The following is a 21,581-nucleotide window of genomic DNA, read 5'->3' as shown; positions in this document are numbered from 1 at the left end:
GAAAAAAGCTGTTATTTTTATTGCGATAATTCACAATTAGCTTTGACTGATATCAACGTACCGGTCAACGGCACTATGTACGTTTACGTAGCCAACAAAAGCAGCGAAAACGTGGATGTCTGGTTTGACGACCTCACCATCATCCACAAGAAAAACACCTGGGGCCTGCAGGTGACCAACTCTGCCGATTACTATCCTTTTGGCGGGCAGATCAGGGCTTTGTCTTATCAAAAGCCCGGCGGTATCAATAATGCCTATGGTTATCAGGGATTATATGCAGAATTAGATGAAAACACCGGCTGGCATGGTTTTGAGCTGAGGCAATATGATGCTTTTTTGGGGCGTTGGACGAGTATGGATCCTTATGGTCAGTATGCGAGTCCGTATTTGGGGATGGGGAATTCACCGGTTAATGGCGTTGATCCGGATGGGGGATTGAACTGGTGGGTTTTTGGAGGAGCATGGGCAGGTGGTCTTATCGGTGGCCTTTCGGCTGATAATAATATAGAAGATAGGTTTACCGACGCATTGGTTGGGATGGTATCCGGTGCTATATTTGGGGGATTAGTTGAAGGGTTAGGATCTGGTTTTGCTGAAAATTCATTTAATTTAGGCCAGGTATTATCAGGTGCTGGTGAAGTAATAGGAGATGTTGGTGAGTTGTATGCAAGTACCAGGAGTGGGATGTTTTTTTTGGAAAACGTTGTTAATAGAGATAATCAGTCATTGGAGGGGGGTGAACAGAGATGGACACCAGAAGACTACTACAATGCATTAGATGGGTTGGTACTTAATGATGGCAGTATTATTTCAAGAGATGATTTAGTTCTTACTTTTGAGCCGGAAAGATTAGGAGTTACGGCAAGATATCGAGGTTTCAAAAACGGAAAACATCACGTTAATTTTGATGTTGATGAAGTAGAAGTAACTCTGAATAATATTAGAACTATTGCAGTTCACAAAATCTATGGTCATGGAATCAAAGGATATCATGATTCTAAACGTAATCATCACAAGGCCTATTTTGCCGAAATAGATAGTAGATACTGGGCTGGTACCACAGATACCTTTAAATCAAGTTCAGTAAATCAGATGTGGACTTATTTCAGGAAGGAAGTCGGTAGAAGCGCCATGCCGCAGCCTTATCATAATATTTTTTGGAAATACCAAACTCTTTATAAATGAGATTAATCCTGATTTTACTAGCACTTTTTCTAATATTCCATGGCTCCTATGGATGTCATTGCAAAACATTCTCCAAGTTTGACGATTTCAGAAATTCAGATCTGGTATTTTTAGGTCAAGTAATAGAGTCGGCAGAGGACGAGTATTTTATTGCCGTGCTGGAGGTTTTTAAAGGTAATTTGATAAACAATGATACCGTTATTAGAGGTAAAATTGAGCTTTGTACTGTAGCTCCAAAGAAGGGAGAAATTTGGCTAATTTATTCCTATTTTGAGGCTGATGCTATTTATGCAAGTAGTTGTGGTTATTCGAGAAGCTTCAGAAACCCAACCGTAGTAAATCTTGGCGGGAACATACCACCACCCCCAATTAATGTACCATTAACCCAGGTCGAAATAGAGATTTTGAAAGAAATTGATCATATACGTTCATTAAATGAATTAAGCAATGACATCATTAGTTTACGCCAACTGAAGATTTTGAATAGGTTAGACTCATTGAGTATTACTGAACCAAGTTCCGTTTCCTATGATAAAGATAATACACGAAGCTTGGATCTGACTCAGTTGCTTTTAGTGATCATAGTCTTGCTAAATGTGATTCTGCTGGTAAAAGTTTTTAAAAAAAAGTAATGAAGTTAAACCTTTTAGATGTCTGGGGTTCTTTATGCTGTAGTTGAAGAATTAATTGGCGGTTTTGCCCTAGAATTAAAAGCGTCTATTGGCGATGGTTTAAAAAATTTGCCTAATTTAGGCGGACTGCCGTCAGGTACTGGTGAAGTAATATCAGAAGTTGATGATTCGCTTGTATCTGACTATGTAAAAGATTTTTTAACTGACAAAACTTCGGATAGTGTTCCTCCAGATAATTTGTTTGCCTATAGAGACAACCTATTAAGTATTAGCAATAATCTGAAAAATCAAATATCCAAGGTAAATCAGGGGATAGAATCATTAAGGAGGGGTAATTTATCAGGACTGCATGACCAGGAAATAATCAGTAGAACAAGGCATTTGTGGGACTTGCAAAATCAACTAGTGCCTTTAAGTTTAGAACTTATTCAAATAAATGCAAGAATATCAAAAGGGTTTATTATCGCTGCTAAATGATCGTTTAATTAAACTAATAGGAGCATCTAGTTTATTAATGGAGAAGGACTTCATTAGCGAAGCAGATTTCCATTTGTATAAAGACTCATGTTATAAGGTTTTGAAAGATGTGATTAAAATGGTGGATAATGAAGTAATAATAGAGTTGAGTATTAGTGGTTTAGATTTGAAAGTAAGAAGCTCTGATAGCTTCTTGTCAAGACTTTTTTATCGTTTGTTTTATACAGGGGCTCCGCATCAACATCACGCACCTTTTTTATCCGGAGGGTCACAAACCGACAATTACAAAAGCTTTGTTTTTTTTATGAAAACCAAGTTGGATGGAATTCTCTGGAATTTGAAAAAATATGTATCAAAATGAAGACTGGAAAGTTATTTTGTGTATTTCTACTGCTTACCTTTTTTCAGGTTAGCTGTAATAATGAAAAAGCGACAAGCAGTAAATGTGGAACTAGCTTCAAAGAAGCGGACTCTCTTCTAAAGCATTTTTACATCAACCAAGACTCGCTGCAATTATCAAACTTATTACAGCGAATCGATTCTTGTGAAAATGACAGTTTAAGGCGCATGAAAATCCACATTTTATTGCTTTTAGATAAATGCCGGGAAGGATTTGATTTTGTTGAAGGAATAAATCCAGAAGCGTTCAAATATCCCTACAGGAAAATATTTTTTGGAAGTTTATTTAAAGCCTGTAATAACCCTTCGGTAGATGAAAAAATCTATCTCAATCAAGCAGTAGAAGAGATAAGTACTTTTTTACAGCAAAACCCAAAAGTTGAAGAAGCTTGGTTCGATTTATTTAATTTGAAAAAAAGGATGTTAAGTCAAAGTGAATTATCAAAAGAGTTGGATTCATTATCACTGATTATTGACAAGGAAATAGTAGAATTACTACGGTTCAACTATTTGAATTAAAATCAAACACGCCACAAGACCGGATAAGCTTCCCTAACTGGCCCAGGGTGTGTTCTAAAATGAAAACATAAAACGGAGTTCTTCTCAAATTGTATATCCTTGGTAATCAACAATTTTCATTCATAGCATATGCATAATAACCGAATCTTTATCAATTTTGGTTTGATAATAATTGGAACATTTGTCTTTTGTACAAAAAAAGAAAAGGTTTCCAAGAAGGAAGCCCCAATTTTAAGTGAAAGTTTGGCCTTCGAATTTGTGCTTGATAGCATAATTGGTAACAAAGAGTTTTTGTATTATAATGATAGCATTTTTTTTAAAGCGGAACTTGTGGATGAAATAACCGAATTAATAGAGTCAAAGAGGATATGTTCAAATGGAGTAGTTTGTGAATTAACGGGACCAATAAATTTTTCGGGTGACTCTGAAATCCGGAGAAATGGGGAATTATTGAAAGAAACATTAGAGTATGAAGAAAGCTTCCGCTCAATAAAAGAATATGGCTTTACCCCGTTTAAATATCCTTTGCCGGATTATGTTAAAATCATGAATTGGGAAGATTACAAAAAAGTCAAACCAGGCAATTCAGTATACATAACTGTAAGACACCCTATTGAATCCAAAAGCGGCTTTCAAATAGAAGTGAATGTCACATCTGCGAAATATGTGCCAAATTCAAGTGAATTTACCTTTAGTATATTTTTAAATGCGCAGAGTGAAATAGAAAATTGGTTTTTTTCCATTAAAGATGAGTTTGACAAAAAAATTGATTGTGAATTCTAATAATTTCGGACTTCCTGAATCAAAGGTGAGTAAGAGAAATTGATTTAATCAACTTTTGTAGCTCACCAATGTTTTGGGGTTGTTTTATACCAGACAATTGTTAGGAGAGTGTAATTAATTCCTACTGATGCGATCTTTCACAAGGTATGCCGGATTTGATGATTTGTAAAGTTGTTAAATTGATTTTTGATGCTAAAACATGCATTTTGGATTAATAAATGTAAACCAATATTGGTTGTTCTTTCGCTATGTACTGGTTATTGCAATGCAAGCGATTGTATCAAGCTGTCAAAAACCGAAATATACAATTTCGCTGATGGTGTATTCCTGGGGCAAGTGTTTGAGGTAATGGATACCACTTTTAGCGTTAAACTTCTTGCAACATATAAAGGGAGTTATCCTGATACGTTAACCGGTATTATTAATCAAAATGTGGTTCCACCGGAGAAGGGAAGTACATGGTTATTTTATAGTACCGATTTAGGCAGGAATACTTTTATTGCAGATGCATGTAGCGGATCCAAAAGTTTTAGCTTTCCCCATGGAGCACATGATATAGCATACCTGATTCCACCACCACCTGAGATATTAAGAGCTCCTGCACAGATGTTTGTCTTGGAACAGGTTTTAAAAGATAAGGCATTAAATGAGATGTACTTTGAAATCTCAGGTTTAAGAAAAAATAAGCTTGAAGAACGTCTCATGAAACTGGAGGCAGACAATACTCGCTTAAATGATCAACTGGTGCAGATGAACCAATACTACAAGATAACACTGGTTCTAGCGGGACTGATTATCGTGTTACAAATATTTATCAGTATCAGGCACTTTAGAAAATAGATGAAATCAGAGGCCCGTAAAAATATGGGCGTATTTGCTTTGTGAAAATTGCTTTGGCTTTATCAACAGTCACAAAGACCTTCCCATCGCAGAAAATTTATTTTTGAACAAAAGGATATTTGCTTAACGGGCTTTTGGCTAATGGATAGAAAACTACCCATAAGCCAACTGCATTTGCACGCCTGATGTTGAACAATATTAATAGCCGGTCTGACCATATCCACGCCATGGAAGGCACAAAAATGTGACCGGTTAAATAGATAAAATCAAAAGCCTCTCAATAGCCGAAATTTTTCATAAATAACCCTGCGTAGTTTTAGAAAGGAACGCTTTTAAGCACGCGCGAGCTACCAAAAATTATGACCCTTTTATCCGCTTTTCAGGACCTTAAGCTTCTTTTCAAGTTTTTCAATTCATTCCTCTTGGGCCAGATTACGCTTGTTCTGTATCTGTCCGATCAAACGGTCAGTTAAATTTTCAGTGAGGGCTTGTACTTTTTCTAGTCGTTGGGTAATAGCTGGTAGAGATCTTTCTGTTTGTGATCTTGAATTCTTTCAAATACATCAGTCAGCCATTCAAACTCATCCATTCTTTTTGCAGGTGGCCATGAACGAATACATGACAGCGGTCATTTGAGCGGCATCATGAGATCAGTAGACAAGATAGTTTTTTTACCTTCCGCTATCAGTCTAACACCTTTACTTTAAGTAAAAATATGAGGTTTACACTCTTGAATGATTTACTTGATAGAAATGAGGATGTCACTGAACTTGTAAGTATGGAAGATAATAAAATTACTATTAAATACGGTTCTGACAATGTTTCAATATTGTCAAGGGCTAATAGTACAAACTAAATGAGTGGTCTTAAATAGTTTTATTATTGACTCATATTGCTTAGACTCTTACCTGGTGAATGCTGCTATCAATTAGAAACAAAGACAATTTTGTAAAAATGAAAACCCCCTAAGTAACAACCTGAAAACCTATTAACCATCCTCTTTTAAAAATTCCCAAAAAGTTGCATTTTTGCATAAAACTTACATTCGACTAATTTGACATTAAATCAAGATTATAGGGTTCCATGCGCTTTTGTGATCATAAATAGCTTATTATTAGGAGCCTACCTTTAAGAAACTATAGCTGTTAATATTATAACATCTTAAAATGGTACATTCAACCCCCTGAAATTGATTTTGGCATGTGGCATTTTATTAGTAATTTCTTTTGCTAATTTTTTTATACCTGATTTCTGAATCAGGCGTTGGATGGAAACGTTTTTAATTATTGGGCTATGGCATACCAGGAGATAATGAATCGCGTACAACGTATTGATGAACTCATCAAAAAGAAGGCTACAGGTACCCCGGAGGAGTTGGCAGATAGACTGTCAATTTCTAAGAGACAGGTTTATCGCTATCTCGAAATGATCAAAAATCAGGGAAGGCAAATTCACTATGGATCTTTAAGGAGGAGCTATACCTATAAAGAGTAAAACTCTTACAAATCAGGGGTGTTAATTGACATTCAATTTTTTGGCAATAGTCAATGCCATCATACAAAATCTGAAAGCATTGACTGTTTTAAGCATTGCTGAGTTTTTAAGAAATAAAAAATCGGAGGTATTAATTACTATTTCGGAAAAAACAATGCTCTTCAGGTATTATGATAGCATGGGCATCATGTTATTTAGCACTGGCCCAAATCAGTATGTGCTGCAAGTCCGCAATTTTCAATTGCGGACTCATCTTCACTTTCGGATTATTTAATCTTTTGTTTTAGCAGCTCATTTTCTTTGCTTAATCGCTTCATTTCATGGTGAAGATCGATCATATGCAATGTCAACTCCTCTACTTTTTTCAACAGTTTCATATTCATTTCGCTAAGATAGATCCCGGTTTTTTCCATGTCAGCGGCACTGGGAATTTCCGGTAAATGTTTGTTTTCTTGAATGTATTTCTCAACTTCTTCGAGGGAGGATAATTCATAGTCTTCATCAAAAACATAATCGGGTCCCGGAACATTCAGGTCTACTTTTACCTCTTCCGCATGGATATTTCCCTTAACAGTCAACCTGGAGCTGGGAGAGGTGGTGCCGATACCTACGTTGCCATTACTTCTGATATGAATTTTAGGGGTGGCGTTGGCGGCTAAATTACCAGGGACGTGAATACTCAGATAATCCTGCCAGTTACTCCACCCGGTCCTTAAAATAGTTCTGTGGTTGCCGATGGTAGTTTTAAGCTCTGATCCGTATTTCAGTGCAATATCTCCTGAAACACTTAATAGAGAAGGAGGATTGGTGGTGCCTATTCCGACCTTATTTTGGGAGTCAATAACCAAAGCTGCATCGCTAGAGGCTCCGGTGTTGGAAATTAAAAATTTGCCGTCGGTAGTTACCCAGTTGTCAGATGACACACCGATTCTCCAATCTCTTCCTCCTACACCACTGTTGGTTAATTTTAACTGCCAGTGGTCTCCGTTTAGAGAAAGTTTTGCATCAAGATTGGTATTAGTACCGATGCCTACATTTCCATTGGTGTAGATATCGCCACTTCCTACAGGGTTCCATTGGCCATATGAGTCTGTCATTATGACCAAAAGAAAAACGGGGATTAAAAAGATTATTTTCGGTTTCATTGGTTAAATTGTTTAAATGTCACTTAAGGTTTTGAAGTACGAAAGTTAAATGACGCCAGTGACATATTATGTCACTCTCAAATAAATTGTTATAGCAGGCAAAAAAAGTTAGATTATTTTACGCTTTGCCTCAAGTTCTAAATCATACTTCAACACGGATTTTACTGGTTTAATTTTCCAATGGGACAAGGCATAGTAATTCCTGTTCAGAAGAAAATTCGCATAGTGACATATTACGTCACTCCCATAGTCTAACTTGTTTGGGGAAACAGATATTTACAATCTGCAATAACAAATATCTTTTGGATACATTAACCCTATTGATCATGAAAAAATTATATGTAGTTTCTTTTCTTATGCTTCAATATCTAGTTTTTTGCGCCAATGCACAAACTCTTTATGTTCCGAATGGACAGTCAGGAATTGGTACTTCTTCCAATACCAATGTTGGGATTGGTGTTACCTCTCCTGATGAGAAGCTTCATGTATCAGGAAACCTCAAATTACGGGGCAATTCAAAATTGACTTTTAACGCTGTCAATGCAACTGATCCGTATGCTGCCATCATCTTCAGTCATCTTGGCGACCTCCGCTGGCTTATTGACTACGGCACCGCGCAAACTAACAATCTTCGAATATTAAAAGTAGCTTCAGGGCAAGGGAGTACCATATTAAATTTTGACTATGATAATTCTGAATTCGAGATTTTTAACGCCAACGTCGGTATTGGGACCAACAGTCCACAGTCAAAACTTCATGTGGCCGGTGATGTTAGAGCGACGAACTTGGGAGCAATCGGGTTAGTAAGTGAAATCATGGCAACAGGCACCATGTCTAACAGTACTAATTCCGTTACAGCTGTATTAAGGTCGGGAACAGGAGATGGCGCTAGTTTTAGTAGCTGGAACGGCGGGCTTAGCAGTTGGTTTGGCATTGGTTTTCACTCCGACTTTGATAATACGACAAGAGGTATATTCAATACCAGGAACGGAGATTTTTCTATCAAAGGGAAATTTTCTTCTGAGGGGACAGGTCATAGCTACTTTGCCGGTAGTATCGGCATAGGTGCGCCCTCTCCGGACTCCGGATCAAAGCTCACTGTAGCAGGCAAAATAGATGCGAGAGAGGTTAAAGTATCTGTGAATGCCGGATCCGATTTTGTTTTTGAAAAAGATTATCCCTTGATGAAGCTTGAAGAATTGCAAGCCTTTATAAATGAAAATCAACACCTACCTGAAATAGCCCCGGCAAAGGAAATGGTAAAAAATGGTGTAGAGGTCGGCGAATTTCAAATAAAGCTGCTACAAAAAATCGAAGAGCTCACACTCTATATTATCAATCAACAAAAGGAAATTAAAGCACTCAAGGAAAAGGTTTCCGGTATGGGAAATTCGCAGAAGTAAAAAAAATCTCAGGGTGACATATTATGTCGCTCTTAGCTACTAGCTTTATGCGAAAGGCGATTTCGTTTGATCATTGTCTTAATGATCGAAGGAGATTTATTTCCCGACATAGTAATTAAACAAAAATCACAAAACACTTTATGTGCCTATACAACCAGCTTAATCACTGAAATATCTTCAAACAGCTCAAATTATCAACCATGAAAAAATTATTAATTATTCCATTCTTCTTTTTTACAACGATTTTGGTAAAAGCACAGGCGGTATTTGATACTGGCTCAAAAGTAGGTATCAACAATACTTCCCCTGAGTCGCAGTTACATATTGGTGACGGAACCGGCGTCCAGGAACTGAGAATTGACGGAGACCAGGCAAAACTAAGGTTACTGGCTCATACACCTTCTCAAAGCGCCTGGTTTCAATGGGGCACCGACTGGGTACAAGGTAATACTACCGATTTGCACTTTTCAGGCCTTTTTGGTGAGCCTAGCATTTTGACGCTAAAAGGTAATCGTAATGTTGGTATAGGTACCACTAATCCTACAGCTAGACTTGATGTGAGGGGACGTATTCGTTGCCTTAATAATAACAGCGCAGGAGGTACCATAATGCAATCATTGTATGACCCGGATGCAAACTATGCCCGGGCCATATTTTCCCACAATGCTTACTGGGATTTCACCACCAACCAATGGAATATAATGGGACAAGGCGCCAATGACGCTCAGACAATACTAATTCCCAATAAAGGAGGATTTAATTTTATCGTTCATCAATCAGAAGGCAACTTTCCCAAATCATTAAGCCACGCGGATTTTGTGGCAGGCACAAAAATGATTTTAACCAGAGATGGAAGGCTTGGTGTGGGTAACACTAATCCTAAAGCTAGACTTGATGTAGCAGGTGGATATATTCGCAGTCTTAATCATAACAGTGCAGGAGGTACTATTGTACAGTCATTGTATGACCCGGATACAGACTATGCCCGGGCCATATTTTCCCACAATGCTTACTGGGATTTCACCACCAACCAATGGAATATAATGGGACAAGGCGCCAATGACGCCCAGACAATACTAATTCCCAATAAAGGGGGGGGTGATTTTATCGTTCATCAATCAGAAGGCAACTTCTCTAAATCACTAAGCCACGCGGATTTTGTGGCAGGCACAAAAATGGTTTTAACCAGAGATGGAAGACTTGGCGTGGGTACAAGAAACCCAGGCCCCTTCAGACTGGCAATCAACGGAAAAATCCGGGCCAAAGAGATCAAAGTGGAAACGGGCTGGTCAGACTTTGTATTTGAGGATGATTACGATCTTCCCAAACTGGAAGAGGTGAAAAAATATATTAAAACCCACAGACATCTGCCTGAGATCCCCTCTGCAAAGGAGGTGGAGGAGAATGGCGTGGAACTGGGCAAAATGGATTCGAAGCTTTTGCAAAAAATCGAAGAGCTGACTTTGTACATGATCGACCTTAATGAAGAAATTAAAAACTTGAAAAATGAGAACATCAAGCTGAATGAGAAAATCAAAAATCTAAACAAAACCAACCAATGAAAAAATCTATTTGCACAATCTGTCTCTTTTTATTTGTGGAAGTGCACGCCGTAGCGCAGTACGATGAAATCCATCAATCTGGGGTTAATATTGGGATCGGAACCACTTCGCCGGCAACCAAGCTTCATGTTGAAGGACAATCTCTATGGTTGACCGGAGGTAATGGTGCAGGCTTAGGTGCCAATGCCGGTAAGGGTCTAAGATTATATCATGATGCAACCAGCAATCATGGAGTAATATCTTCTTACGATTACGGTGCAGGCAACTGGAATAACGTGATTATTAACCCAAATGCTACCGAAGGAAATGTAGGTATCGGCACTAACAGTCCTGATCAAAGATTAGACGTGAATGGCGACATGATTGTAGGCAGGGCTGGTAATTCGGGAACAGTCTTTTTCAGAAGGCCATCAGATGCGGCCGCCGCGGCATCTGTTGGATTCGCCGGGGAAAGCGAAATCAGCAACTTTCGAATGGCTTCCTTTGGTGGCAGCGGTTTTATCTCATTTTGGACTAATGGTGGAGGGACGACTGAAAAAATGAGGATAACGCCTAATGGCAATGTCGGTATAGGTACCGATAATCCTGCAGCCAAACTTGATGTAAGAGCCGGATATATTCGCAGTCTTAATCATAACAGTACAGGAGGTGCCATTGTACAATCATTGTATGACCCGGATACAGACTTTGCCCGAGCCATATTTTCTCACAACGCTTACTGGGATTTCACCACTAACCAATGGAATATAATGGGATCAGGCGCCAATGACGCTCAGACAATCCTAATTCCTAATAAAGGAGGATTTAATTTTATTGTTCATGAATCAGAAGGCAACTTTCCCAAATCATTAAGCCACGCGGATTTTGTGGCAGGTACAAAAATGATTTTAACCAGAGATGGAAGACTTGGCGTAGGTACAGGAAACCCAGGCTCATTCAGACTGGCAGTCAACGGAAACATCCGGGCCAAAGAGATCAAAGTGGAAACGGGCTGGTCGGATTTTGTATTTGAGGATGATTATGATCTTCCCACACTGGATGAGGTGGAAAAATATATTAAAACCCATAGACATTTGCCTGAAATCCCCTCGGCAAAGGAGGTGGAAGAGAATGGCGTGGAACTGGGTAAAATGGATTCGAAGCTTTTGCAAAAGATTGAAGAACTAACCCTTTACATTATAGACCAGGAGAAAAGAATCAAGAAACTTGAAGCGATAAATACACAGTTGATGAAAGAAAGAAAATAAACAAACGAGGAGTGACAGTTTGGCGACCACACCCCTCGTCGCATTAAATTTTACATTGAACTACAAAACTGTAATCAAATGCATAAAGTAAATACGTGTTTTACCAGACTAACGTTTGTTTTTCTTGCGCTAATGACCCATGCCAGGATTGGCCTTGGGCAAGGCGTTCCTGTTCCGCCATCACCTAATGCCTCTGCGTTATTGGAGTATGCGAATGTGCCGGTGAATTATTATAACGGTTTGCCAGCAATAGAGGTGCCTTTATATGATTTGCCGGGAAGGCAGTTATCTGTGCCTGTCAGCTTAAGTTATCATGCCTCGGGGATTAAGGTGCAGGATGTGGCCAGTTCCTATGGATTGGGCTGGAATTTGAATGCAGGTGGAGCGATTACAAGAGTGGTTAGAGGGTTGCCTGACCATTGGATAAACAGGAATGGTAGGAATGTGACGGTAGACCCTGCTTCAAATTCCGATATCTTTCGATCTCATTGGGAGATTGCCACTGAAATACAGGACGGACAGCCGGATGTATTTTACTTTAACTTTATGGGAAGAACAGGAAGTTTTGTCCTGGACTATAACGGTGATGCGGTACTTATCCCCTATCAAAATTTGAAAATCAAGCCTGCCATCGGACCAAGAGGAATTGGTTATTGGGAAATTACCGATGAAAACGGCACCAAATTCACCTTTGGTGACACCCCAGCTTCGATAGAAAAAACTTCCAAAAACACAATGGATGAATTTGAAAATTATAATACCAATAATGAATACGAATTTGAGTCTGCCTGGTATCTTTCCAAAGCGAGGTCTGCCTTTAATGATGAAATTACTTTTACTTATTCTGCCGGATCCCGGATTGAGTATAACTATTATTCTGAGATTATTGAAACAACTGATATAAATGTAGATAAATGTTATAACCGTGAAGAAAGGAATACAAGAATAAGGATTTTATCACCTAAATATCTAAATGAAATAACAACCTCAAAGGCAACAGTAAAATTCACATTTTTAGGAACAGGTACACAAAGACGTGATTTAATGAATGGTAAGTATTTAGATAGAATTGAAATCAAAAACCTTTCAAGTCAGGTAGTTAAAGCTTACTTTTTTGAATATGGTTATTTTGATGCTAATTACACTTTGCCAAAACCGGGGCACGCTTTGGATAATTATGATTGGTGTAATAGCAGTGATTGTTATAGGTTGAAACTCCTGAAAATTAAGGAAAATACCCGTTCAAACCCAATCAATTTCAGAGAATTTAAATACAATGAAGATGTTCATTTACCAGCCAGGAATGGCGTTTTTCTCGATCATTGGGGCTATTTCAATGGCAGGGAAAATTACCCGTTATTTCACCCTTGCCTTCGGGACCCTTACAGTAAAACACCTGATATTAACGATGGTAATATCGATATTTCCGGGCAGTTAAAAGCTCCTTTAACTTCATCTGCCAAAGCAAACATGTTAACCGATATTATTCTGCCAACAGGTGGTTCCACCAAATTTGAATATGAAGGCAATGCAATTGGAGGAAGGGCATATGGCGGCCTGAGGATTCGTAAAATCAGCGCTCACGACGGAGTCGATGCCAACAAAAATATTGTCAGAACTTTCAATTATCTCGAAGGCAATGGTTTACGTAATCCTTCTTATTATGTTAGCACCAGGACTGGACAAATTGGACCGAACTATTTCTTTTTTTTCGGTATATTACAGATAAATGGATTTACTATAAAATCCAACAGTATCATTTATTCCGAATCCTTTGTGCCCCTGTTTGATCTGAATGGATTAAATGTTGGATATACTAAGGTAAGCGAAAGTTTTTCCAATGGAAGTCGAATAGAATATCAGTATACCGGATTTAAAACGGATAACAACGGCTATGACCATAGAGATGTTGAACCTGAAAAAGCATATTTCACAAAATATCCGGGGGGATCATATTCAAAGATATCATCGGGGTCTTTCATTCAGGACGAGCCATACACATTTACTCCAAATACTTCAAAGGCCTTTGAGAGGGGGTTATTGGAAAGCCGGACGGTTTACAACAGTAGTGGCCAGATAATTTCTAAGATAACCAATGAATATGATTTTGAACAGCCAGTTAAAAGAGTCGTAAAAGGTTATATATCAAGATTTTATCCTGGTTTTTTGTCTCAAACCGGCAATGTCGATTTATATGCTACCGGGATATATGAATACATAAGCAAACCTGTCTTTCTAAAAAAATCAACAACAGCAACCTATGACCAGGACTTCCCGGTGATGAGAACAAGAAAATCGTTTTGGTAAGTGATTACACATTTGACCCACACTATTTGCAATTAACCGAGGTCAAGCGCTATAACCCCCGAGAAACCGAACAATATATCAATCAGTACAAATACAGCACAGATTTTGATTTGTCCGGCATCTGTATTGATGAATATATTCGATGTCGTGATCGTTGTCCACCAAGAGATGGAAATTGCATTGATGCATGCAATAATGCCCGGGATGCTTGTAATAATCAGGCCAACCTGAGCGAAAACGTCAGTGCCCTTCAATCAATGGTAGATCGCCATATGACCCATCAAATAGTGGAAACTCAGGAATGGGTATCCGACAACAATGGCACTCAACTGGTCAATGCTACCTTGATAAAATTTAAGAAAGAAGGTATAGGAAATACAGAAATGTATCTTCCCTCCACAGTTTGGACATTGAATGATATGAGGTCATTGTCTAATTACACAAAAGCTCGCATAAACAAACAAGGAAAATTTATATACGAAACCGATATGCGCCTGATTCATACCTATCTGGACTATGACGACAACTATGGAAATTTACTTAAAGAAAAAGGCCGTGATGAAATAGTCACCAAGTACAATTGGGATGCTACAAAAAGCCTCCTAACCTTCGTGGTTGTTGATGAGGGTACCGGTGGAAAAAACTTTACAACATCCTATACCTATAAGAGCCTGGTAGGCGTTGAAACGGTCACAGACCACAATGGTTTGGTTACAAAATTTGAATATGACGCCTACAACCGCCTGAAATTAGTTAGGGACCATGAAAATAAAATAGTGGCCAGTTATGAATACAATTACACCGGTGAAAATGGTTCCAACTACAATTATGTGAAGGCTGAGAACATGTTGGTCGGATCGACATCCCCGGGCAGTATATCGACCAACGACAAAAACGTCACTATCAACTATTTTGATGGCCTGGGCCGCCCAATACAGCAGGCTTATTTAAAGACCTCACCCCCAGGATATAACAATAACAATATCATACAGCTTTTTGAATATGACAACCAGGGACTTCAAAAAAAGAACTATTTACCCTACATGGCAAACAGTAATGCCACGGCCGTCAACAGTGTTTTCAGACCTAATGCTGTCAGTGAACAGGCTAACTTTTACAACAGCACCCAAAATAGTGTAGTGCGGGACCTTCGTCCATTTGTTGAAAATGAATTTGAAAACACACCGCTAAACAGAGTGCTGAATTCCTTTGGCCCGGGCAAGCTGTGGAAAGATAACAATAGAAAAGTGACTACACCGATGAGTTTTGGCTCAATGCTTTTTCTTTAAAGTGGAAAGATAACAATAGAAAAGTGACTACCCGGTTGAAAGTGGCGGCAGGAAATACATGCAGAAAATGGACTATAGTGAATGACCTACCTGTTTCCACCAGCGAATATCCTGCAAATACCCTTACCTTTGTGGAAAGTACCGATGAAGAAAACAGAAAAGTGCGTGAATATTCAGATTCAAGAGGTCTTATGATATTAAGAGAGGTACAGGAGAATGCTACCACCTGGCTGCAAACCTACTATGTGTACGATGGTTACGGGAATTTGCGTTTCATTATTCCCCCCGAAGCATCAGCTAACCTCAGACTAACCGCACCAAACGGACAGAATCCAATAGCCTTCGTGGATACCCCTTTAACGTTACCTCCTAAGAATTTTAACAATTACGTTTATAACAACCCCGGAAGCATTACCCTTGCTCCCGGATTTCAACACAATGCCGCAACGGAAGGGAATTTTTCGATAACCATAGGTGTAACGCCTGTATATGCCCAGGAAACCTATATGTACCAGTTCCAATATGATGAGGAGCAACGGCTGATTAAGCAAAAAGACCCCGGAGCGGATTGGGTGTTTTACGTGTATGACAAATGGGACAGACTTGTGATGAGTCAGGATGGCTTCCAGCGCTCAAAATCAACCAGGGAGTGGACTTTTGTAAAGTATGACCGCCTCAACAGGGCAGTTATGACAGGTATTTATAAAAGTAATGCCAATCACAACACCATGATCAATCATGTCAAAGCCAGTAACAACCGATATGAAAACACTGCTAATTCTGCTACCGGCTATGGTTTTACAGCTACCTATCCGACAGCAATCACTGTCAATGATTTGTTGACAGTGAATTATTTTGATGGTTATAGTTTTAAAAACAACCCCGCCTGGGATGCTGAAAATACGGAAACCGCCTATAATTTCAATAATCCACCAGGATATAACAACACCCGGCAAACCGCTGTAAAGGGTTTGTCGACAGGTTCCAAAATTAAGATTTTGGGTAGTTCTAATTGGCTGAACAGTGTCGTTTATTATGACGATGATTACCAGGTGATCCAGGTTTACAACAAAAATCACAAAGGGGGAATAGATAAGATTACCAACCATTTCAGCTTCAGCGGCAGAATGCTGAAATCCACCTACAGGCACCGCACTTCCTCAGAAGATGTCGACTTATTGAGGGAATATGAATACGACCATGCAGGCCGGGTTACCAGGAATTATCTGACCATTGAAAATAATCCGAGGGTATTGCTGGCTTCTTTGAAATATAATGAAATTGGCCGGTTAATTGAAAAAAACCTCCACAGCAATAATAATGGTACCAGCTTTTTGCAGTCTGTTGATTTGCAGTATAACATCAGAGGCTGGCTGACGCATATCAACAACAGTGCACTAAGTAATGACGGCACTGACAATATGGCCCAGGCCGATTTGTTTGGCATGGAGTTAATTTATAATCAGTCCACCATAAACCTCAATGGATCAAATACGCAAAGACAATTCAGTGGAAATATATCTGCTATAAAATGGCAAACAAACAACCTGGCCGATGATCCTGTTGAAAAGGCTTATGCCTATACCTATGATTACCTCAATCAATTAAAAACTGCCAGATATGCTACTAAATCCGGAAATACATGGACAGGCAGTGCGGGGCATTATGATGTCAATAATCTGGCCTATGATAAAAATGGTAATATCAAATCCCTGAACAGGTATGCCAGGATAGGAGGTAGCAGAACAAGAATTGATGGGTTGAGCTATAATTACGGTAGTACCAATCAATTAAAAAGTGTAGAAGATAATGGTCATGATGAAGGGTTTAAAAATGGCATTGCCGTTACTACTGAGTATAATTATGATGAAAATGGAAATATGGAATATGACTTGAATAAAGGGGTGGTAGGTGTCGGGTATAATTATTTAAACCTTCCTGAAGAAGTGGCGCTGGATGGTAACAAAAAAGTGCAATATACCTATGATGCGGCCGGTAACAAGCTTAAAAAGAGGATACTGGAGGGCAATACGGTAATAAATGAAATCGATTATGTAGGGGTTGCGCAGTATGAAGACAATCATTTATCCTTTTTATGGACTGATGAGGGCAGAGTGATTAAAAATGGCAATGATTATGAGTATGAATATTATTTGACCGACCATCAGGGGAATACCCGTTTGACTTTTGGTTACATGAAGGAAGTGGATGTCTATGAGGCCACCATGGAAACTGAAAACACTGCCAAAGAAAGCGTTGACTTCGTAAAATTATCCACTCGCGCCAGCAATTCCACTTACAATATTACCCCTGATCACAAAGTCAACGGTACAGCCAATGAGGCTGCAAGACTAAACGGTAGTACCGGAAGTGCCATTGGTCCCGGAAAGGTATTTACCGTGAGTGCGGGAGACAAAGTCGGTTTAAGTGTATTTGCTAAATATTCTCAATCTACCACTAATAGTAGCGCTGTCATCAATAATCTTGTGGCTGCGGTAACCGGTGCTTTTGGCATAGTCAATGGTGGTGAAACACAGGCATTGTATCAGGGCTTTGATGCTAATTTGCCCGGCCTCTCTTCCGGAATTGTCAGTAGCGGTACCCAGGTGCCCAAGGCCTATATCAATTACCTGATATTTGATAACAATAATGTTTTTCAACAATTTGGCTACCAGCAAATCACCACGGGTGCCAATAATGCTTTTGAACAATTGGCCCTGGCTGATATCAACGTACCGGTAAACGGCACCATGTATGTCTACGTAGCCAACGAAAGCAGTGAAAACGTAGATGTTTGGTTTGACGACATCATCATCATCCATAGGAAAAACACCTGGGGCTTGCAGGTAACCAATTCAGCAGATTACTACCCCTTTGGCGGTCAGATCAAAGCTTTGTCCTACCAGAAGCCCAGTAGCCTGGACAATGCCTATGGCTATCAGGGATTATATGCAGAATTGGATGAAAACACCGGCTGGCATGGTTTTGAGTTGAGGCAATATGATGCTTTTTTGGGCCGTTGGACTAGTATGGATCCATATAAACAGTATGCGAGTCCGTATTTGGGGATGGGGAATTCGCCGGTTAATGGCGTTAATCCGGATGGGGGGCTGTTTGGGTTAGGTGCTGTTGGGTCAACATTAGCGGGAGCTGGGATTGGAGCGGCTTTGGGCGCGGGTGTAGGTTTAATTGCTGATGAAGATAATTGGAGTTATTACGTTGTTAGTGGAGCTGTTTTAGGGGCAAATATTGGCTACTTGACTTCTAGTTCCGGTAGGACATTGGGAAATAAAAGGATTAGGTCTACGAAAGGTGATAATTATAGACGGGACAAATACAAATTCACTCCAAAACCTAGACCAAAGAGACAAAGACCAAAAGAAGTTGATAAGTTAGTTTCTCGTCCGGCAAATATCTCCACTCTATTTTTAGATTTGTCTAGAAAGATTGTTAAAGTAATTTTAGAGACGAAAATATATGCTGAAAAAACTGAAGAATCTAAAAGACCTGAGACTCGAAATCCGGAGAAAGTTAAGCTTTCAAAAAGACTCTAAACAGATCGATTTTTGGGACTGGTTATAAATCAAAATAACAATAGAAGATATAAGTACGTTGAATAATGTCATTAGTAATTTACAACACCGGCCACATTTCCCTTTTTAATCAGGCATCATTTAAAAAGTTCTTAAAAAAGATGCTTTTTTTTTGCATAAAACTTACATTTGTTTTATTTCATGATGAATTAAAATTTCTTTAAGAAAGCCTTATCACCGGGGTCTAAATAATTCAATATCAAATTGTTATTTTTTTGGTCTTTCAAATTTAGATTATTCCTACTAGATCAAATGGTACATTTCTGCCGGAAGAATTGATTTTTGCTTGTACCAATTTATTATTACTTTCTATTCACAAAATTTTTTTATATCTGATCCCTCAAATCAGGCATCGGATGGAGACGAAATTAAATTTTCTGGCTATGGCAATCCAAGAGATAATGAATCGCATGCAACGCATTGATCACCTGATCAAAATGAAAGCCACCGGCTCACCGGAAGAACTGGCTGTTAAGTTATCAGTTTCCAAAAGACAAATCTATCGCTACCTCGAGATGATCAAAAGTCAAGGCAAGGAAATCCACTACGAACCTTTGCGGCGAAGTTATACTTATAAGGAATAAATTCTTTTTTGTAATAAGGTTTTCCCGGGGTGACATCACATGCCACCCTCTGTAATCTACTTTATCCTGGAATATCATGTGACAGGCTCACCTAGCCTGTGAGTCATCTATTTGATAGTGTAGATTTGAAAAAATCAAAAATAGTTCAATAGGAGAATTAGATATACATAACCCTTTTGGAGTGGTCAAGCTTCAGCTCATCCGGCATTTAGAACAAGAGCCCAAATAATATAATGATCATTACACGCACCTGATCTATTTATTGCTTTTTAACGATCCTTTAAATTCAATATGGTCTATGGATGCATTTTGTTCAGAGTTTTCTTTAATTTCATTGATTCGTTTGCTTAATTTTCTCTTCCAACTGTTTGATCCTCTTCTCTTGCCCAATGATGTAAAGGGTGAGATCTTCAATTTTTTGTAGTAGCTTCGACTCCATCTCTCCCAGGTTTACGCCGTTTTCTTCCACTTCCTGGGCAGAAGGAATGTCTGGCAGTTGTTTATGGGTTTGGATAAATGCCTCGACATCAGTAAGGAGACGTAGGTTATAATCATCTTCAAAAACAAAATCTGACCAGCCGGTTTCTACTTTGATTTCCTTGGCCCGGATTTTACCATTGACTGCCAGCTTGAAAGTACCAGGATTAATCGTACCGATGCCGACATTTCCGTTTGTTTTCAATATAAATTGTGGAACTCCGGGAGCTGTTTTTAACCCCAGGTCTCTGTAGGTATTATCTGCATTGAAGGAGGAAATGTAATTTCCATAAGTAGGATTAATTGTTGAATTGCCTGCTGCGGCAATAGCAATGAATCCATCGTTGGTTTTGAATTTCGCTATTACATCAGTGCCTGAATTATCATAAACATCGAGCTTAAAACCGGGAGCTGTATTTCCAATGCCTACCTTCCTCTCTGTATGCAGGATATTTGTTCCGATTGGATTGAATTGCGCATTGACGGATACAAAGAATGCCATAAAAATTATGCCGATGAGAAAGGTTTTTGTTTTTATGATGATCACTTTTAAGATTTTTTGATGTTCATATACTAAATCGCTACTTCAATATATGAAGTGGTCGAATCAAGCTATTCGATGACAAGATAAATTTGCTCGGTGACATATTGTGTCACCAGCCCGCCTTAAATTGCACTGGTTAGTTAGAATGCCCGTATGGGTAGTTATTTATAAAGCGAATCTATTTCCTTTTAATTAAACGCTCAATGTTTCTTTGAGGGCTAATTTGAAAATTTAAATGATGAAAACATGAAAACTATAACTTGCTTACTACTTCTTTCACTGATAGGATTTAGTTCCTTTTCACAGAGTTTTACTTTGCCGGGTGATGGTAAATGGTACCGTGTCGCTACAAAAGGTGGCAGACATGCATTCATTGAATATTATTACAGTCATGCTACTGCCCATAATCCTTCAATAGCCAAAGGTGAAATCGCATTTATCAATGCCAGAAGTTATATCATTCAGGAACACCAAACCATGGGTTACAGCGCGTGGAATCAGCCTCAATTTGCTATCATTAATTTTGGTAACCAAACCGAACTCTGGGTTAAGGCAACCAGTGGTGTCAATACGGGGACCTTTGAAATCCTTCAATCAAAGTATGCCACATTGACTCTGGGAGATATAAGTGATGCCAACCTTTCTGATAATGGAGGGACATTGAAAATTTACAATAAACTTCCGGATGATAGCCACACCATCTCAGGTGATTTGATCGTGACCGACGGCAATGTCGGGATTGGCATCACAAACCCAACGGAAAAACTTACGGTCGATGGAAAAATTCGAAGTGAAGAAGTTAAGGTAGAGATTGTGAATAGCGCCGACCATGTGTTTCAGGATAATTACAAACTTCAGGAACTTGATGAACTCGAGGCCTTCATCAAAGGAAACAAACATCTTCCTGAAATCCCCTCAGAAAAGGAAATGCTGGAAAATGGCCTGGAAGTGGGTGAATTTCAAATCAAGTTATTGCAGAAAATTGAAGAACTGACATTATATATCATCGACCAAAATAAATTGTTACAGGAAGCAATGCAAAAAAATGAGAAACTCGAAAAAAGAATAGAAACCCTGGAGAATTAATTCACCCGCATCGCC

The 21,581-nt window shown here is 38.9% G+C and carries 19 protein-coding genes; 16 read left to right on the top strand and 3 right to left on the bottom strand.

The window, feature by feature from the left end; all coding sequences use genetic code 11:
• Positions 1-42 precede the first annotated feature (42 nt).
• The 7 genes from AC04NP_RS14780 to AC04NP_RS14750 all read left to right on the top strand — a co-directional run bounded on the left by AC04NP_RS14780 (position 43) and on the right by AC04NP_RS14750 (position 4,835).
• Positions 43-1,185, top strand: coding sequence for an RHS repeat-associated core domain-containing protein (locus tag AC04NP_RS14780; RefSeq protein WP_482860553.1), 1,143 nt, complete (start codon positions 43-45; stop codon positions 1,183-1,185).
• Entirely contained in the window at positions 1,182-1,817 is a 636-nt protein-coding gene (locus AC04NP_RS14775; protein ID WP_482860552.1) for a hypothetical protein, read from the top strand. Before AC04NP_RS14780 ends, AC04NP_RS14775 begins: the two co-directional genes overlap by 4 nt.
• Positions 1,818-1,835: 18 nt before the next feature.
• A complete protein-coding gene (locus tag AC04NP_RS14770) occupies positions 1,836-2,294 on the top strand; it encodes a hypothetical protein (RefSeq protein ID WP_482860551.1) in 459 nt (152 codons plus the stop codon).
• Positions 2,254-2,655, top strand: coding sequence for a hypothetical protein (locus AC04NP_RS14765; RefSeq protein ID WP_482860550.1), 402 nt, complete (start codon positions 2,254-2,256; stop codon positions 2,653-2,655). The genes AC04NP_RS14770 and AC04NP_RS14765 overlap by 41 nt, the downstream gene beginning before the upstream one ends.
• Positions 2,652-3,212, top strand: coding sequence for a hypothetical protein (locus AC04NP_RS14760; RefSeq protein ID WP_482860549.1), 561 nt, complete (start codon positions 2,652-2,654; stop codon positions 3,210-3,212). The genes AC04NP_RS14765 and AC04NP_RS14760 overlap by 4 nt, the downstream gene beginning before the upstream one ends.
• 129 nt (positions 3,213-3,341) lie before the next feature.
• Complete coding sequence (locus AC04NP_RS14755; protein WP_482860548.1) at positions 3,342-3,995, top strand: hypothetical protein; 654 nt, start codon at positions 3,342-3,344, stop codon at positions 3,993-3,995.
• Positions 3,996-4,184: 189 nt separating this feature from the next.
• Entirely contained in the window at positions 4,185-4,835 is a 651-nt protein-coding gene (locus tag AC04NP_RS14750) for a hypothetical protein (RefSeq protein WP_482860547.1), read from the top strand.
• 499 nt (positions 4,836-5,334) lie between these two features.
• Here the strand turns inward: AC04NP_RS14750 and AC04NP_RS14745 are convergent, their stop codons facing one another.
• Positions 5,335-5,424, bottom strand: coding sequence for a transposase domain-containing protein (locus AC04NP_RS14745; RefSeq protein ID WP_482860545.1), 90 nt, complete (start codon positions 5,422-5,424; stop codon positions 5,335-5,337).
• Positions 5,425-6,128: 704 nt separating this feature from the next.
• Here AC04NP_RS14745 and AC04NP_RS14740 point away from each other — a divergent pair.
• Positions 6,129-6,329, top strand: a complete 201-nt coding sequence (locus tag AC04NP_RS14740) for an HTH domain-containing protein (RefSeq protein ID WP_482860544.1) — start codon at positions 6,129-6,131, stop codon at positions 6,327-6,329.
• Positions 6,330-6,595: 266 nt separating this feature from the next.
• Here AC04NP_RS14740 and AC04NP_RS14735 read toward each other — a convergent pair whose 3' ends face one another.
• Complete coding sequence (locus AC04NP_RS14735) at positions 6,596-7,474, bottom strand: hypothetical protein (RefSeq protein WP_482860543.1); 879 nt, start codon at positions 7,472-7,474, stop codon at positions 6,596-6,598.
• Positions 7,475-7,800: 326 nt separating this feature from the next.
• Here AC04NP_RS14735 and AC04NP_RS14730 point away from each other — a divergent pair, with 326 nt between their 5' ends.
• The 7 genes from AC04NP_RS14730 (at position 7,801) to AC04NP_RS14700 (ending at position 19,459) form a co-directional block, all read left to right on the top strand.
• Entirely contained in the window at positions 7,801-8,877 is a 1,077-nt protein-coding gene (locus AC04NP_RS14730; RefSeq protein WP_482860542.1) for a tail fiber protein, read from the top strand.
• Positions 8,878-9,077: 200 nt separating this feature from the next.
• Positions 9,078-10,439, top strand: a complete 1,362-nt coding sequence (locus tag AC04NP_RS14725; protein WP_482860541.1) for a hypothetical protein — start codon at positions 9,078-9,080, stop codon at positions 10,437-10,439.
• Positions 10,436-11,686 carry a hypothetical protein gene (locus AC04NP_RS14720; protein ID WP_482860540.1) on the top strand — a complete coding sequence of 417 codons (1,251 nt, stop codon included), beginning with the start codon at positions 10,436-10,438 and terminating at the stop codon, positions 11,684-11,686. The genes AC04NP_RS14725 and AC04NP_RS14720 overlap by 4 nt, the downstream gene beginning before the upstream one ends.
• Positions 11,687-11,764: 78 nt before the next feature.
• Positions 11,765-13,993 carry a hypothetical protein gene (locus AC04NP_RS14715; protein WP_482860539.1) on the top strand — a complete coding sequence of 743 codons (2,229 nt, stop codon included), beginning with the start codon at positions 11,765-11,767 and terminating at the stop codon, positions 13,991-13,993.
• Positions 13,987-15,282 carry a DUF6443 domain-containing protein gene (locus AC04NP_RS14710; RefSeq protein WP_482860538.1) on the top strand — a complete coding sequence of 432 codons (1,296 nt, stop codon included), beginning with the start codon at positions 13,987-13,989 and terminating at the stop codon, positions 15,280-15,282. The genes AC04NP_RS14715 and AC04NP_RS14710 overlap by 7 nt, the downstream gene beginning before the upstream one ends.
• A 23-nt stretch (positions 15,283-15,305) precedes the next feature.
• A complete protein-coding gene (locus AC04NP_RS14705; RefSeq protein ID WP_482860537.1) occupies positions 15,306-18,836 on the top strand; it encodes an RHS repeat-associated core domain-containing protein in 3,531 nt (1,176 codons plus the stop codon).
• Positions 18,837-19,231: 395 nt separating this feature from the next.
• Complete coding sequence (locus AC04NP_RS14700; protein ID WP_482860535.1) at positions 19,232-19,459, top strand: hypothetical protein; 228 nt, start codon at positions 19,232-19,234, stop codon at positions 19,457-19,459.
• 331 nt (positions 19,460-19,790) lie between these two features.
• Here AC04NP_RS14700 and AC04NP_RS14695 read toward each other — a convergent pair whose 3' ends face one another.
• Positions 19,791-20,483, bottom strand: a complete 693-nt coding sequence (locus AC04NP_RS14695) for a hypothetical protein (protein WP_482860534.1) — start codon at positions 20,481-20,483, stop codon at positions 19,791-19,793.
• 243 nt (positions 20,484-20,726) lie between these two features.
• On the opposite strand from AC04NP_RS14695, the gene AC04NP_RS14690 reads away from it, so the two are divergent.
• On the top strand, positions 20,727-21,566 hold the full coding sequence (locus AC04NP_RS14690) for a hypothetical protein (protein ID WP_482860533.1): 840 nt from the start codon (positions 20,727-20,729) through the stop codon (positions 21,564-21,566).
• Positions 21,567-21,581 lie beyond the last annotated feature (15 nt).

The sequence above is a fragment of the Agaribacillus sp. DX54 genome (assembly GCF_056858335.1).
This window is presented reverse-complemented; position numbering and strand designations above follow the sequence as displayed.